14 protein-coding genes are annotated in these 14,610 nt (G+C 67.4%); 12 read left to right on the plus strand and 2 right to left on the minus strand.

The annotated features are described in order from the left end of the window. Positions 1-14: 14 nt before the first annotated feature. Both AC1DTF_RS25420 and AC1DTF_RS25425 read right to left on the minus strand, forming a co-directional pair. Positions 15-1,649 carry an FAD-dependent oxidoreductase gene (locus tag AC1DTF_RS25420; RefSeq protein WP_477476083.1) on the minus strand — a complete coding sequence of 545 codons (1,635 nt, stop codon included), beginning with the start codon at positions 1,647-1,649 and terminating at the stop codon, positions 15-17. A gap of 17 nt (positions 1,650-1,666) precedes the next feature. Beyond that, positions 1,667-2,401: an IclR family transcriptional regulator gene (locus AC1DTF_RS25425; RefSeq protein WP_477476084.1), complete on the minus strand. Its 735-nt coding sequence runs from the start codon at positions 2,399-2,401 to the stop codon at positions 1,667-1,669. A 111-nt stretch (positions 2,402-2,512) separates the two neighbouring features. Between AC1DTF_RS25425 and AC1DTF_RS25430 the strand changes: the two genes are divergently transcribed. The 12 genes from AC1DTF_RS25430 to AC1DTF_RS25485 all read left to right on the plus strand — a co-directional run bounded on the left by AC1DTF_RS25430 (position 2,513) and on the right by AC1DTF_RS25485 (position 14,604). Beyond that, positions 2,513-3,379 (plus strand): alpha/beta fold hydrolase, encoded by an 867-nt coding sequence (locus AC1DTF_RS25430; RefSeq protein WP_477476085.1) that lies wholly within the window; start codon positions 2,513-2,515, stop codon positions 3,377-3,379. After that, positions 3,376-5,046, plus strand: a complete 1,671-nt coding sequence (locus AC1DTF_RS25435; protein WP_477476086.1) for a bifunctional 3-(3-hydroxy-phenyl)propionate/3-hydroxycinnamic acid hydroxylase — start codon at positions 3,376-3,378, stop codon at positions 5,044-5,046. Before AC1DTF_RS25430 ends, AC1DTF_RS25435 begins: the two co-directional genes overlap by 4 nt. Continuing rightward, a complete protein-coding gene (locus AC1DTF_RS25440; RefSeq protein WP_477476087.1) occupies positions 5,024-5,941 on the plus strand; it encodes a 3-carboxyethylcatechol 2,3-dioxygenase in 918 nt (305 codons plus the stop codon). The genes AC1DTF_RS25435 and AC1DTF_RS25440 overlap by 23 nt, the downstream gene beginning before the upstream one ends. After that, a complete protein-coding gene (locus AC1DTF_RS25445; RefSeq protein ID WP_477476088.1) occupies positions 5,938-7,656 on the plus strand; it encodes an FAD-binding protein in 1,719 nt (572 codons plus the stop codon). Before AC1DTF_RS25440 ends, AC1DTF_RS25445 begins: the two co-directional genes overlap by 4 nt. After that, positions 7,653-8,963, plus strand: coding sequence for an LLM class flavin-dependent oxidoreductase (locus tag AC1DTF_RS25450; protein ID WP_057167291.1), 1,311 nt, complete (start codon positions 7,653-7,655; stop codon positions 8,961-8,963). The genes AC1DTF_RS25445 and AC1DTF_RS25450 overlap by 4 nt, the downstream gene beginning before the upstream one ends. A gap of 2 nt (positions 8,964-8,965) precedes the next feature. Next, positions 8,966-9,775, plus strand: a complete 810-nt coding sequence (locus AC1DTF_RS25455; RefSeq protein WP_477476089.1) for a coniferyl-alcohol dehydrogenase — start codon at positions 8,966-8,968, stop codon at positions 9,773-9,775. 8 nt (positions 9,776-9,783) lie between these two features. Beyond that, positions 9,784-10,770: a cyclase family protein gene (locus AC1DTF_RS25460; protein ID WP_057167355.1), complete on the plus strand. Its 987-nt coding sequence runs from the start codon at positions 9,784-9,786 to the stop codon at positions 10,768-10,770. Next, a complete protein-coding gene (locus AC1DTF_RS25465) occupies positions 10,767-11,591 on the plus strand; it encodes an alpha/beta fold hydrolase (protein ID WP_477476090.1) in 825 nt (274 codons plus the stop codon). Before AC1DTF_RS25460 ends, AC1DTF_RS25465 begins: the two co-directional genes overlap by 4 nt. Next, positions 11,588-12,394, plus strand: a complete 807-nt coding sequence (locus tag AC1DTF_RS25470) for an SDR family NAD(P)-dependent oxidoreductase (protein WP_057167288.1) — start codon at positions 11,588-11,590, stop codon at positions 12,392-12,394. The genes AC1DTF_RS25465 and AC1DTF_RS25470 overlap by 4 nt, the downstream gene beginning before the upstream one ends. Before the next feature lie 126 nt (positions 12,395-12,520). Further along, positions 12,521-13,189 carry a TetR/AcrR family transcriptional regulator gene (locus AC1DTF_RS25475; protein ID WP_442928717.1) on the plus strand — a complete coding sequence of 223 codons (669 nt, stop codon included), beginning with the start codon at positions 12,521-12,523 and terminating at the stop codon, positions 13,187-13,189. Further along, the gene (locus AC1DTF_RS25480; RefSeq protein WP_057167354.1) at positions 13,186-13,380 is read left to right on the plus strand and encodes a ferredoxin; all 195 of its coding nucleotides are present in this window, start codon (positions 13,186-13,188) and stop codon (positions 13,378-13,380) included. The genes AC1DTF_RS25475 and AC1DTF_RS25480 overlap by 4 nt, the downstream gene beginning before the upstream one ends. Before the next feature lie 6 nt (positions 13,381-13,386). Then, complete coding sequence (locus tag AC1DTF_RS25485; protein ID WP_057167286.1) at positions 13,387-14,604, plus strand: cytochrome P450; 1,218 nt, start codon at positions 13,387-13,389, stop codon at positions 14,602-14,604. The last annotated feature ends 6 nt before the right edge of the window (positions 14,605-14,610 follow it).

Genomic DNA, 14,610 nt, shown 5'->3' on the forward strand with positions numbered 1-14,610 from the left:
CAATCACGCCGAAATCACTCGGGGGTAGGGGCGGACTGGCCGGTCGCGGCGGCGTAACCGCTGCGATAGCCGAAGGTCATGGCCGGGCCCAGCGTGCCGCCCGCGCCGCCGTAGGCCTTGCCGGTCACCCCGGCCATCGCGTTGCCCGCGGCGAACAGCCCGGGGATGACCTTCCCGCTGACATGCAGCACCCGCCCGTCGCGGTCGGTGCGCGGGCCGCCCTTGGTACCCATCGCGCCGACGGCCACCGGCACGGCGTAGAACGGGGCGGTGTCCAGTGGACCCAACGTCTGTAGTGCCGGGGTCGCCGCCGAGGGGTCACCCCAGTACCCGTCGTATGCGCTTGCGCCACGGCCGAAGTCGGGATCGGTCTCGTCGGCGACGTTGGCGTTCCAGGCGTCGACGGTCCGGGTGAGGCCTTCGGGGTCGATGCCGAGTTTGGCGCCCAGGTCATCCAGGGTGGCGGATTCGTGGAACCAGTCCGGCGCAGGCCCGTCGGGATCGACACCGAGGAACCCGTAGCGCTTGAGGTGCTGCGCGTCGAACACGATCCAGGCCGGATCGTTGAGGTAACCGGCCCTGGGGTCCAGGTGATGGAACGGTCCGGCCATCGAGTTGTACTCGCCGGCCTCGTTGAGGAAGCGTTTGCCTGCCCGGTTGACGATGATGCTGCGGGGACGGGTCCGTTCCAACCGGACGCTGCGGCTGCGAGGACGGCCGCCCAGGGTGTCCCCGGGGATCTGCACGATGGGCACCCACCAGGCCTCGCCCATGTTCGCCAGATCGGCGCCGTGCGCCATGGCCATCCGCAGGCCGTCGCCGGTGTTGTTGGGCGGGGAGACCGCACCGCGCATCGGGCCGCGCAGGTAGGCCTCGACAAGCTGGGGATCCCACTCGAATCCGCCGGTGCCCAGGATCACCCCGCGCCGGGCGCGGACCTGGATGTCCTTGCCGTCGTGATTGATCCGCACGCCGGTGATGCCCTCGGCCGATCCGATCAGTTCGACGGCGCGCGCCTCGGTGACCGGGGCGACGCCGAGGTCCAGCAGGCCTTTGAGCAGTCCCGCGACCAGTGCGGTGCCGGCGACGCACGGTTCGGCCAGCGAGTCGTCCACCGTCGCGTGGATGCGCGCCTTGGTCTCGGCGTCGATACCGACATTGCTGAAGTCCAGCGGGAAGGCCGTGATGCGGTCGTGCCATGCGCCCAGGGTGGCCAGATCGAACGGTTTGGCGTTGAGCGACCGGCCGCCGCCGGGACGCCCGCCGGGCAGTTCGGGTTTGTAGTCGGGGAAGCCCTCGGCGATCTCGAACCGCAAATCGCTGTGCTGCTCCAGATAGTCCAGCATGGCCGGGCCGGTCCGCACGAACGTCTCGACCAGTTCCCGGTCCATGGCGCCCAGGGACTGCGCCTCAAGGTATTTCAGCGCATCGTCGACCGACAGTTCGGCGCCGGCAAGCCGGTCGTGGGCGGGTATCCAGGTGATGCCGCCGGATACTGCGGTGGTGCCGCCCACGGTGGCGGCCTTCTCGTACACCGCGACACTGGCGCCGTTGGTGGCGGCGGTGAGCGCCGCGGCCAGTCCGGCGCCGCCGGTGCCGAGGACGACGACGTCGACGTCGGTATGCCAGTGATTCTCTGAATCGGACACTGCCACAGTCCTTCCTGTCAGCTGAGGATGTCGGAGAGTTGCCGGGCCGCGCGGACCACCGCCTCGCGGCCGTTGAGCACGACGTCCTCACGGTGGGAGATGAGGTTGATACAGGTCGGTGGGGACGGGGCGCGGCGACGGACGGGGACGGCCAGGCCGTAGGTGTCCGGTTCGATCTCACCGTGGGTGATGACCCAGCCCTGCTCGCGCGCCTGCCGGACCAGGTCACGCTCGCCCGGCCGCGGTGGCATGCTGGCCAGCAGCGCCACCCCCGCCGCACCGCGTTCCAGCGGATGGCGGCTGCCTTCGTGGAACGACAACTGGTAGAAGACCAGCGTCGGCACGATGACGGCGATGGCGACCTGTTGATCGCCCTCGGCGACCAGAAGCGACACCGTGGTGCCCAGGTCATCGGCGAGCATGCGCAGCGTGGGGACGCTGAGTTGGCGCACGTTGTTGTCGAAGGATGCGCCGAGTACCGCGAGTGCTGCCGCCGGCCGGTATTTGCCGTCGGAGCCCTTCGTGATGAACCGGGCCTGAGCCAGGGTGCTGAGCAGACGGTAGGCGATCGTGCGGTGCACGCCGACGAAGTCGGCGACCTCGGCGGCGGTGACACCCGTGGGCGCACTGGATACCGCCTGTAGCGCGGAAAGTCCCCTGGCCAGAGTCTGTGAACCGGCCGCCGGACGCGCGGGGGTTGCTGCGGCTGTCTGCGGCTCTGAGCTTGGGCCGAGTCCCTTGACAGACGTCATCGTGAGAGTGATGCTCTATAGATAGTGCACATTGGTGTTCGATATTAGCACACATGATTGCTCAATTACGAGAATCAGATTTCCGTTACAGCGGAATCGGTGAGGAGCGGGATGTCCGTCCACGAAAGCGTCTGGAGTGATCTCCAGGGCGTTTCGTTCACCCAGGGCTACCTCGACGCGCGGGGCGTGCGCACCCGCTATCTGCATGCCGGTGACGCAGGCAAGCCGACCCTGGTGCTGCTGCACGGTTCGGGCGGGCACGCCGAGGCCTACGTGCGCAACCTGGAGGCGCACGCCGAGCACTTCTCCACCTGGTCCATCGACATGCTCGGCCACGGCTACACCGACAAACCCGGACATCCGCTCGAGGTCGCGCACTACGTCGATCACCTGCTGGCGGTGTTCGACACCATCGGGGCCGACACGGTGCACCTGTCCGGAGAATCGCTGGGCGGCTGGGTGGCCGCCCGCGCGGCCTCCGATCACCCCGAGCGCATCGAACGACTGGTGCTCAACACCGCGGGTGGGTCACAGGCCGATCCCGAAGTCATGAAGCGCATCATCACGCTGTCCATGGCCGCCGCCGAGAACCCGGACTGGGACACCGTGCAGGCCCGGATCAAATGGCTGATGGCAGACAAGTCCAAGGGTTACGACGATATCGTCGCCAGCCGCCAGAAGGTGTATCAGCAGCCAGGTTTCGTCTCCGCGATGAGCGACATCATGGCGCTGCAGGATCCCGAGATCCGGGCCCGCAACCTGCTCGGGCCCGCCGAGTACGGCGCCATCACGGCGCCCACCCTGGTGCTGTGGACCAGTGACGATCCGACCGCGGACGTCAGCGAGGGCAGGCGCATCTCGGAGATGATCCCGGGTGCGCGCTTCGAGGTCATGCCCGGCTGCGGACATTGGCCGCAGTACGAGGACGCCAAGACCTTCGACCGGCTGCACATCGACTTCCTGCTGGGCAGGTCATGACCGCCCGCCGCGCCACCGAAGAGGTCGACGTCCTGATCGTCGGCGCCGGACCCGTCGGGCTCACACTGGCGAACATCCTTGGCCTCCAGGGTGTTCGGACCGTCATTCTTGAGGAACGCGACACCCTGATCGACTACCCGCGCGGGGTGGGACTCGATGACGAGTCGTTGCGCACCTTCCAGTCGATCGGTCTCGTCGAGCAGATCCTGCCGCATACCGTGCCGAACCAGATCCTGCGTTTCTTCGACGGCAAGCGCCGCCTGCTCGCCGAGATGGCACCGCCGGACGCCCGATTCGGGTGGCCCAAGCGCAACGGGTTCGTCCAGCCGCTCGTCGACGCCGAATTGCTGCGCGGACTCGAACGTTTCGACCACGTCGAGGTGCGGTGGGGCACCCGGATGGAGAACTGCGTCGCCGACGACGACGGTGTCAGCGCCGACCTGATGGCCTCCGGCGATCCGGTCAGCCTGCGCGCGCAGTACGTGATCGGCTGCGACGGTGGGCGCAGCGCCACCCGCCGCCTGATGGGAGTCTCGTTCGAAGGCACCACGTCGGCGACGCGCTGGCTGGTCGTCGACCTTGCCTCCGACCCGCTCGGGCACCCCAACAGCGAGGTCGGTGCCGACCCGCACCGGCCGTATGCGTCCATCTCGATCGCGCACGGAATCCGGCGCTTCGAGTTCATGATTCACGCTGACGAGACCGACGAGCAGGTCGAGAAGCCCGAGTTCATCGCGCGCATGCTGGCGCCGTTCGTGCCGCACCCCGACCGGGTCGACATCATCCGGCACCGGGTCTACACCCATCACTCCCGGATCGCCGGCGCCTTTCGCGCCGGTCGCATGCTGCTGGGCGGGGATGCCGCCCACCTGATGCCGGTCTGGCAGGGCCAGGGCTACAACAGCGGGATCCGCGATGCGGCGAACCTCGGCTGGAAGCTCGCCGCGGTGGTCAACGGCGATGCCGCCGACGGACTGCTGGACAGCTACGACGCCGAGCGCCGCAAGCACGCACGCGCCATGATCGACCTGTCCACCCTGGTGGGCCGGGTCATCTCGCCGACCAACCCGCGCATCGCGACGGTGCGGGACAAGGTGATCCGCGCCGCCTCGGTGGTTCCGACGCTCAAGCGCTACGTGCTGGAGATGCGGTTCAAGCCGATGCCGCGCTACGACACCGGGGCGGTGGTACACACCGAGTCGTCATCGGCGGTACCACCGACGGGCACGCTGTTCATCCAGCCCCACGTGGACACCCGCGACACCCCCAACATCCTGCTCGACGAGGTGCTCGGTACCGGGTTCGCGGTGCTGGCGTGGAACAACAATCCGCGCGCACTGCTCGGCGACGTCACCTTCGCGCGCTGGAAACGGCTGGGCGCGAACCTCATCGAGGCCCGGCCGAACACCCAGCTGCACTGGAAGGGCCATGACGACCCCGACGTCACCATCGTGGGGGACCGCACCGGGGCGCTGAAGAAGTTCTTCGACGCGCATGCCGAGTCCGTGCTGTTCATCCGGCCGGATCGGTGCATCGCGGCAGCCTGTCTGGCCCAGTTGTCCGACGAGACCAGCGCAAGACTCTTCGACGTCCTCTGTCTCACCGCGGGAGGTGAATCCCTTGTCCCACATCGCCCTGTGCTGCATGTCGCACAGCCCCCTGCTTAACCTGCCGGGGCCGTCGGAGGAGCTGCTCGAGGACATCAACGCCCAGCTCGCGCACGCTCGCGCGTTCGTGGCGGATTTCGATCCCGAGCTCGTCGTCATCTTCTCCCCGGATCACTACAACGGCTTCTTCTACCGGCTGATGCCGCCGTTCTGCATCGGTAGCGCCGCCACCGGTGTCGGGGACTACGGCACCTACGCCGGACCTCTCGATGTCCCGGCGGCGGTGGCCGACGGGATGGCTGCCGCGGCATGGGATTCAGGTGTCGACGTAGCGCTGTCGGCGGCCATGGAGGTCGACCACGGCACCGTGCAGCCACTGGAAGTGCTGTTCGGCGATGCGGCCTCGCGACCGGTCATCCCGGTGTTCATCAACTCGGTGGCCACCCCGCTCGGCCCGCTGAAACGCACCCGTGCCCTCGGTGCCGCGATCGGTGTGTATCTGGGCACCCTGGGCAAACGGGTGCTGATCGTGGGATCCGGTGGGTTGTCCCACGATCCGCCGGTGCCGACGCTGGCCACCGCGCCGCCGGCGGCGCTGGCCCGGATCGTCGGCGGGGCGCCGATGTCCCCGGAGGGACGAGCGGCCCGGCAGGAGGCGGTGATCGCCGCCGCGCATGACTTCGCCCACGGACAGAGCCCGCTGCAGCCACTGAACCCGGACTGGGATCACGCACTGCTCGATCTGATCGACACCAACCGGCTGGCCGAAGTGGACGGCTGGACCAACGAATGGATCGCCCGTGAGGCCGGCAATTCGGCCCACGAGATCCGCACCTGGGTGGCGGCCTTCGCCGCGATGGCAGCCCGGGGCAACTACCAGACGCAGCAGCGCTACTACCGCGCTGCTCCAGAGCTGATCGCGGGATTCGCGATTCGGACGGCGGTACCCCAGTGAGCACCCCCTACGACCACACCGTCGACGTTCTGGTCATCGGCTCCGGCGGCGGCGGCATGACCGCCGCGCTGAAGGCCGACGCGGCCGGGCTGTCCACCCTGATCGTGGAGAAGTCACCGAAGTTCGGCGGTTCGACCGCGCTGTCCGGCGGCGGCATCTGGGTACCCGGTGCACCGTCTCAGCGACGTGCCGGCTATCACCCCAATCCCGATGGCGTCTTCGACTATCTCAAGACCATCACCGGCGGGCTGGTCAGCGACGACCGGCTGCGTGCCTATGTCGACGCCGCACCGGAGATGATGGACTTCCTGGAGCGCTCCAGCGACTGGTTCGAATTCGTCTGGAAGCCCGGCTATGCCGACTACTACCCGGAGCTACCCGGCGGATCCGAACGGGGCAGCACCATCAACGTCCCCGAGATCGACCTGCGCAAGCTGGGCGCCGAGGAGCAGAATCTGCTGGCCCCGCTGGCGCTCGCCCCGAAGGGAATCTGGTTCGCGCCCAAGGACCTGCGGCTGTTCTATCAGGTCCGGCAGAACTGGCGGGGCAAGGCGGTGCTGGTGAAGCTGATCTGGCGGATGTTCCGGGCCCGGGTGTTCGGGGACCGGATGGCCGCGATCGGACAGTCGCTGATGGCCCGGATGCGGCTGGCCCTGCAGGAGCACGACATCCCGCTGTGGTTGTCGGCCCCGATGACCGAACTCATCACCGATGTGGACGGCCGGGTCGTCGGTGCCGTCGTCGAGCGCGACGGAAAGCCGATGCGGATCGCCGCCCGCGGCGGTGTGGTGCTGGCCACCGGCGGTTTCGACCACGATATGGAATGGCGCCGCCAGTATCTTCCGCTGCTGGAGCAGGATTGGAGCTTCGGCAACCCGGCTGCCACCGGTGACGGTATCCGGGCGGGGGAGAAGGTCGGTGCCGCCACCGAACTGCTCGACGAGGCCTGGTGGTTCCCGGCGATGTGCTGGCCGGACGGCCGGCTGCAGTTCATGCTCAACGAGCGCATGATGCCTGCCCAGTTCGTCGTCAACGGGGCGGGCAAGCGCTTCATCAACGAGGCCGCGCCCTACATGGACTTCGCGCACGCCATGATCGAGGGGCAGCAATCGGGCATCGACCACGTGCCCTGCTGGCTGGTCACCGACATCGACTCCTTCCACCGCTACGTCGTCGGTGGCCATCTGCCGATCCCGAAGGTGCCCTTCGCGCCGGTACCGACCGGACGCAAGATACCGCAGGCCTGGCTGGACTCGGGCATCGTGGCGACGGCGGGCAGCTTCGAGGAACTGGCCACCAAGATCGGGGTGCCGCCGGCCGAATTACGCAACACCGCAACCCGGTTCAACGATCTGGCCCGCCAGGGCCACGATGACGACTTCAACCGCGGCGACAGTGCCTATGACAACTATTACGGCGACCCCACCCTGCCCAACCCCAACCTCGCGCCCCTGGGCAAACCGCCCTACCTGGCCTTCCAGATCATTCTCGGCGACCTGGGCACTTCGGGCGGACTGCTGACCGACGAACACGCCAGGGTGCTGCGCGAGGACGGCAGTGTCATCGCCGGCCTGTACGCCACGGGTAACACCTCGGCTGCGGTGATGGGCCGCAGCTACGCCGGTGCCGGCGCCACCATCGGACCCGCCATGACGTTCGGCTACGTTGCGGCACAACACATATCTGAGAACTCCAATAGAGAGGTAACCGCATGAAGATCTCGCTGTTCTACGAATTCCCGCTGCCGCGGCCGTGGTCGGAGGATGACGAGCACCAGCTGTTCCAGCACGGGCTGGACGAGGTCGAGGCAGCCGACAAGGCGGGGTTCTCCACGGTCTGGCTCACCGAGCACCATTTCCTGGAGGAGTACTGCCACTCCACCGCGCCGGAGATGTTCCTGGCTGCGGCGAGCCAGCGCACCAAGGACATCCGGCTCGGCTTCGGCGTGATGCACCTGCCACCGCCGATCAACCATCCCGCTCGCATAGCCGAGCGGGTGGCCACCCTGGACCACCTGTCCAACGGCCGGGTGGAGTTCGGCACCGGTGAGGGTTCCTCGGTGGCCGAACTGGGGGGCTTCGACATCGATCCCGCCGACAAGCGCACCATGTGGGAAGAGGCCCTCGAGGTCTCGATCCGCTGTATGACCGAGGCGCCGTTCACCGGCTTCAAGGGCGAACACGTGGAGATGCCGGCCCGCAACGTCATCCCCAAGCCGCTGCAGAGCCCACACCCCCCGGTCTGGGTGGCCTGCACCCGGCCGTCCTCGGTGCAGATGGCGGCCCAGAAAGCCATCGGCGCACTGAGTTTCGCCTACACCGGGCCCGAGGCGCTCAAGGACCGGGTCGACGGCTACTACAAGACGTTCGAGGAAGAGGGAGCGCCGGTGACGCCGGCCATCAACCCCAACATCCTGGCCATCGGCGGCGACCTGTCGATGATGGTGGCCAAGACCGAGGAGGAGGCCCTCAAGCGCCTCGGTACCGGTGGCGGGTTCTTCTCGTTCGGCATCATGCACTACTACCTGACCGGGATGCACACCCCCGGGCGCACCGGCGTCTGGGACCTCTACCAGGAGGCGGTCAAGGAGGATCCGACGCTGGCCTACGGCCCGGGTCGCGGCGCCATCGGGTCGCCGGACACCGTGCGCGAGTTCCTGCGCGGTTATGAGGCCAGCGGTGTCGACGAGATCATCCTGTTGCTCAACCCGCGCAGCCACGAGGGCACCATGGAGTCCATCGAGATCATGGGCAAGGAGATCCTGCCCGAGTTCATCGAGCGGGACGCAAAGGCCGTGGCGGACAAGGCCAAGCGACTGGCGCCGGTGATCGAGAAGGTCGAGGCCCGCCGCCAGCCGTCGAACACGCCGATGTTCGACGAGACCTACTCCTTCGGCGGCCTGCCCACCGGCCGGGGCGGCAAGTTCACCGCAGGTGAGATCCCCGAGGCGATGGCCGAGATCAATGAGGGCCGGGTCAAGGCGGCCCAGCTGGAGAAGGATCAGCGCGAGGCTGCCCAATAGACATGGGCGACGACCGCTGGCGCTATGACGGGCGCCGGGTTGTGGTGACGGGATGCGCGTCGGGTATCGGCGCGCATCTCGCCACGCAGTTGGCCGATCTCGGAGCGCACGTCACCGGACTCGATCTGCGCACACCGCAGGCCGGCCCGGCGGATTTCATCGACGTGGACTTCGCCGACACTGCGTCGATCGACGCCGCGGTGGCGGCCATCGACGGTCCGGTCGACGCGCTGTTCAACGTCGCAGGGGTGTCCTCGGGGATCGGCAAGCCGCTGCTGGTGGTGACCATCAACTTCCTCGGCACGAGGCACTTCACCGAGGCCCTGCTGCCGCAGATGCCCGCCGGCTCGGCGATCGCCAACGTGTCCTCGCTCGCCGCGGCCAACTACCTCGCGAACTCCGCAGTCACCGCCGGGCTGCTCGCGACAACCTCCATGGCAGAGGGTATTTCCTGGTGTGAGGCGAACCCGGAGGCGCTCGCCGACGGCGGCTACCGGCTGTCGAAGGAGGCGATCATCCTCTACGGCATGACCCGCGCACTGGATCTGGGTGCCCGCGGCATCCGGATCAACTGCACCGGACCGGGCGTCACCGAGACACCGATCCTCGATCAACTGCGATCGGCGTACGGCGAGAACTACCTCGACTCGTTCCCCACCCTGCTCGGTCATGTCTGTGGACCCGACGAGCAGGCGTCGGTGCTGGCATTCCTGAACAGCCCGGCAGCCAGTTACATATCGGGACAGGTGATCTGGGTGGATGGCGGCAGTGTCGCCGGTAAGATCGCCGCGACACTGGAGGTATCCGAATAGTGGCCACCATGAAAGATTTTCGCCGCGTCGCCGATGACGTGCGCAACTGGGGGCGGTGGGGCGACGACGACGAACTCGGCACCCTGAACCTCATCACCGCCGACAAGGTGGCCGAGGCTGCGGCGACGGTCAAGAAGGGCACCGTCATCTCCTTGGGCGGTGACTTCGGTGCCAACGGGCCGCAGGGCGCGTTCAAGTTCCGCTTCAACCCGATCCACGTGATGACGGTCGACGGCGGCGATGCCGAGACCCTGGTCAAGTACGCGCCGGAATGGGCCCGCAACTCCGTCGCGCAGGAACTCAGTTCATTCTTCGTCGACAATCCGTTCCGGTTCAACGACGACATGATCACCATGTCGCTGCAGGCGGCCACCCAGTGGGACGCACTGTCGCACGTCTACTACGAGGACAAGCTGTACAACGGTTTCCCGGCGGACTCGGTGACCAGTTTCGGTGCCTACCACTGCGGTATCGACAAGGTGGACGTCAAGGGCATCACCTCACGCGGAGTGCTGCTCGACGTGGTGGCCCATCGGGGCGCCGACGTCTTCTGCGAGCCCGGTAACCCGATCACACCGGCCGAACTGGACGATATCGCCGCCAAGCAGGGCGTCGAGATCCGCGGCGGCGACATCGTCGTCGTACACACCGGCTGGTGGACGCGTTTCCTGTCCACCGGCGACGGACACGAGGCCGGCTCCGGTCTGGACTGGACGTGCGCGTCCTGGCTGCACGACCACGATGTCGCCGCGGTGGCCGCCGACAATCTGATGGTGGAGGATCCCGATCCCGCGAACGGCGTCGAGGGCACGTTCCTGCCGATGCACATGCTGTGCCTGCGCGATATGGGCCTGATGTTCGGCGAGTACTGGGATCTGGGCGGCCTGGCCGCCGACTGCGCGGCCGACGGGGTGTACGAGTTCCAGCTGATCGCTCCGCCGCTGAAGGTCGTCGGTGCCGTCGGAGCCCCCGTCAGCCCGATCGCGATCAAATGAGCTTCGACCGCAAGAGGATCAGCGTCGACGGGCTGGACACCAGTTACCTGGAGGCCGGCACCGGTGACCCGGTGGTGTTGTTGCACGGCGGTGAATTCGGCGGCGGCGCCGAGATCGCCTGGGAGAACACCATCGGTGCCCTCGCCCGGCAGTACCGGGTGCTGGCACCGGACATGCTGGGATTCGGCGAGTCCGCGAAGGTCATCGATTTCACCGACGGCCGCGGTATGCGGATCCGCCACATCGCCCGGTTCTGCGAGGTTCTCGGGGTGAGTGCGGCCCACTTCGTGGGCAACTCGATGGGTGCGATCAATCTGCTCGTCGACACCACATCGGACAAGCCGGTGCTGCCCGTGCGCTCGCTGACCGCCATCTGCGGTGGCGGGGATATCCAGCGCAACGAGCACGTCGGTGCGCTCTACGACTACGACGCGACGTTCGAGGCGATGCGTGCCATCGTGACCGCGCTGTTCGCCGACCCGGCCTACCCGGGCGATGACGCCTACGTGCAGCGGCGCTATGACTCCAGCGTCACGCCCGGAGCCTGGGAATCTTTGGCCGCCGCACGATTTCGCCGTCCCGGTCTGGAGTCGCCACCCACCCCGTCCAGTGTCCGGGCCTATGACCGCATCGCGGTGTCGGTGCTGGTCATCGAAGGCGCTGCTGACAAACTGCTGCCCGCGGGCTGGGCCGCCGGGATCGCCGGGCAGATCCCGGACGGGCGGTCGGCGGTCGTGCCGGGCGCTGGTCACTGCCCACACATCGAGGCGCCCGACATCGTGAACGGGCTGCTGCTGGACTTTCTGAAAGGCGTGCAATGAGCGAATTGGCCGGCAAAGTCGCCGTCATCACCGGAGGAGCATCCGGGCTCGGTGAGGGCCTGGTGCGCCGGTTCGCCGCCGAGGGCGCGCAGGTCGTCTTCGGCGACGTGGACGCCGAACGCGGAAAGGCGGTGGCCGACGAGTTGGGTTCGGCGGCACGATTTCTCACCAGCGATGTCACCGACCTGAGCCAGGTCGCCGCGCTGGTGGACACCGCCGTCGGGGAGTTCGGCGGCCTGCACGTGATGGTGAACAACGCCGGTATCTCCGGCACGATGCACCGCAGATTCCTCGACGACGACCTCGCCGACTTCGACGCCGTCATGCGGATCAACCTGCGCGCGGTCATGGCAGGCACCCGGGACGCCGCCCGCCATATGGCCGAGACCGGCGGCGGGTCGATCATCAACCTCACCTCCATCGGCGGTATCCAGGCCGGCGGGGGAGTGCAGACCTACCGTGCATCCAAGGCCGCCGTCATCCAGTTCACCAAGTCGGTGGCCATCGAGTTGGCGCACCACGAGATCCGGGTGAACGCCATCGCGCCCGGCAATATCCGGACCGCCATCGTGCGCAAGAGTGCGGCCGGCGAGGACCGGGAGCACCTCGAGGAGTTCGAGGCCAAGATCCGCGCCCAGATGCGCAATGACCGGCCGCTGAAACGCGAGGGCACCGTCGACGATGTCGCCGAGGCGGCACTGTATTTCGCCACCGACAAATCGCGCTACGTCACCGGCACGGTGCTGCCGATCGACGGTGGGACGGTGGCGGGCAAGGTGCTGGTCCGGAAAGAGAAACCCTGAACCGCGAGACGACGGTTTCTGGTGCGCATCGGCTGATTTCCCGCCACCAACCGTAGTCCCGCCGAGCGCGGGCGGTGGGCGATCGGCCCATTAAATCAATCGCTTGACTTAATTACAGGAGCAGCGTTGACTGTAACGGTGACCGCAGCCAGACCCCTGCGTACCGACCGGGCGAGCACCACCCGCGAGGCCATCCTGACCGCCGCCGAACGGCTCTACGCCGAACACGGCGTCTTCGCCGTATCCAACCGTCAGGTCAGTGAGGCTGCCGGACAAGGGAACAACGCCGCCGTCGGGTACCACTTCGGCACCAAGACCGACCTGGTGCGCGCCATCGAACAGCGCCACCGCCGGCCGATCGAGGAACTCCGGCAGCGCCTCGTCGCCGATACCGACGAGCACACCGACCTGCGGGGGTGGGTGGCCTGCCTGGTGCGTCCGCTGACCGATCACCTCGAGGAGCTGGGCAACCCCACCTGGTATGCGCGTTTCGCCGCGCAGGCCATGACGGACCCGGCCTACCACGGGATCGTGGTCAAGGACGCCCTGAGTTCGGCCTCGCTGGTGCAGGTCATCGACGGGATCAACCGGTGCCTTCCCGACCTGCCCGTCGTCGTGCGCTACGAACGCAACATCATGGCCCGAAACCTGTTGATGCACAGTTGCGCCGACCGCGAGCGGGCACTCACCGCGGGCTCCGTCGCGTCGGGCCGCTCGTGGAGTGCCGCCGGTTCCGGGCTCATCGACGCGATCGTCGGCCTGTGGCTGGCCCCGGTGACGGGGCAGTCCGCATGAAAGTGACTGTCGATCAGGACAAATGCGTCTCATCGGGCCAGTGTGTGCTGAACGCGATGGACGTGTTCGACCAGCGCGACGAGGACGGAGTCGTCGAGTTGCTCGACCCCGAGCCCGGCCCGGACCAGTACGACAATGCCCGTGCCGCCGCGGCGGCCTGCCCAGCCCTAGCCATCGACATCCAAGACTGAGGACCCATGTCTGAAACGCTGACCGAAACCGACATCCCGGAATACCCGATGGAGCGGGAGGCGTCCTGCCCCTTCGCGCCGCCGCGGCAGATGCTCAACAATGCCAAAGGGCTTTCCCGGGTGCGGATCTGGAACGGTGACACCCCGTGGCTGATCACCGGACACGAAGAGGCCCGTGCGCTCTTCTCGGATGCACGGATCAGCGTCGACGACCGCCGCGAGGGCTTCCCGCACTGGAACGAGCACATGCTCTCCACCGTCGAGAAGCGCCCGCGTTCGGTGTTCACCGCCGACGCCGAGGAGCACACCCGCTTCCGGCGGATGCTGTCCAAGCCGTTCACCTTCCGCCGCGTCGAAGGTCTGCGCCCGGTCATCCAGAAGATCACCGACGAGTGCATCGACGAGATCCTGGCCGGCCCCCAGCCCGCCGATATCGTCGACAAGCTGGCGCTGCCGGTGCCGACGGTCGTGATCAGCGAGATGCTCGGTGTGCCATACGAAGATCACGAGTTCTTCCAGGAGCACGCCAACGCCGGGCTGGCCCGCTACGCCGCGGCGGACGCCATGCAGAAGGGCGCGATGAGCCTGCACCAGTACCTGATCAACCTGATCGAGAAGAAGCAGGCCAACCCGGCCGAGGACGCCGTGTCCGATCTGGCCGAACGGGTGAACGCCGGCGAGATCAGCGTCAAGGAAGCCGCCCAGCTGGGTACCGGCCTGCTGATCGCCGGCCACGAAACCACCGCCAACGTGATCGGCATCGGCGTGCTGGCGCTGCTGGAGAACCCCGAACAGGCCGACTTCCTGCGCAATGCCGAGGACCCCAAGGTCATCGCCAACGCCACCGAGGAGCTGATGCGCTACCTGTCGATCATCCAGAACGGCCAGCGCCGCGTCGCCATCGAGGACATCGAGATCAGTGGCGAGACCATCAAGGCCGGCGAAGGCGTCATCATCGACCTGGCCCCGGCCAACTGGGATGCCAAGACCTACCCCGAGCCCGACAAGCTGGACCTGCGCCGTGACGCAGGCCAGCAGCTGGGCTTCGGGTACGGACGCCACCAGTGCGTGGGTCAGCAGCTCGCGCGCGCCGAACTGCAGATCGTGTTCCACACCCTGCTGCGGCGCATCCCGACCATGCGCCTGGCGATTCCCTTCGATCAGGTGCCCTTCAAGCACGACCGCCTCGCCTATGGCGTCTACGAACTCCCGGTGAGCTGGTAAGCCCAC

This window comes from Mycobacterium sp. P4_H6, from assembly GCF_056400845.1.

Excerpts from the sequence above, each read along its gene's own strand:
- AC1DTF_RS25440 (WP_477476087.1), top strand. The coding sequence starts at position 5,024 with ATGTCGCACAGCCCCCTGCTTAACCTGCCGGGGCCGTCGGAGGAGCTG.
- AC1DTF_RS25425 (WP_477476084.1), bottom strand. The coding sequence starts at position 2,401 with ATGACGTCTGTCAAGGGACTCGGCCCAAGCTCAGAGCCGCAGACAGCC.
- AC1DTF_RS25460 (WP_057167355.1), top strand. The coding sequence starts at position 9,784 with ATGAAAGATTTTCGCCGCGTCGCCGATGACGTGCGCAACTGGGGGCGG.
- AC1DTF_RS25455 (WP_477476089.1), top strand. The coding sequence starts at position 8,966 with ATGGGCGACGACCGCTGGCGCTATGACGGGCGCCGGGTTGTGGTGACG.
- AC1DTF_RS25465 (WP_477476090.1), top strand. The coding sequence starts at position 10,767 with ATGAGCTTCGACCGCAAGAGGATCAGCGTCGACGGGCTGGACACCAGT.
- AC1DTF_RS25430 (WP_477476085.1), top strand. The coding sequence starts at position 2,513 with ATGTCCGTCCACGAAAGCGTCTGGAGTGATCTCCAGGGCGTTTCGTTC.
- AC1DTF_RS25470 (WP_057167288.1), top strand. The coding sequence starts at position 11,588 with ATGAGCGAATTGGCCGGCAAAGTCGCCGTCATCACCGGAGGAGCATCC.
- AC1DTF_RS25480 (WP_057167354.1), top strand. The coding sequence starts at position 13,186 with ATGAAAGTGACTGTCGATCAGGACAAATGCGTCTCATCGGGCCAGTGT.
- AC1DTF_RS25435 (WP_477476086.1), top strand. The coding sequence starts at position 3,376 with ATGACCGCCCGCCGCGCCACCGAAGAGGTCGACGTCCTGATCGTCGGC.
- AC1DTF_RS25450 (WP_057167291.1), top strand. The coding sequence starts at position 7,653 with ATGAAGATCTCGCTGTTCTACGAATTCCCGCTGCCGCGGCCGTGGTCG.
- AC1DTF_RS25485 (WP_057167286.1), top strand. The coding sequence starts at position 13,387 with ATGTCTGAAACGCTGACCGAAACCGACATCCCGGAATACCCGATGGAG.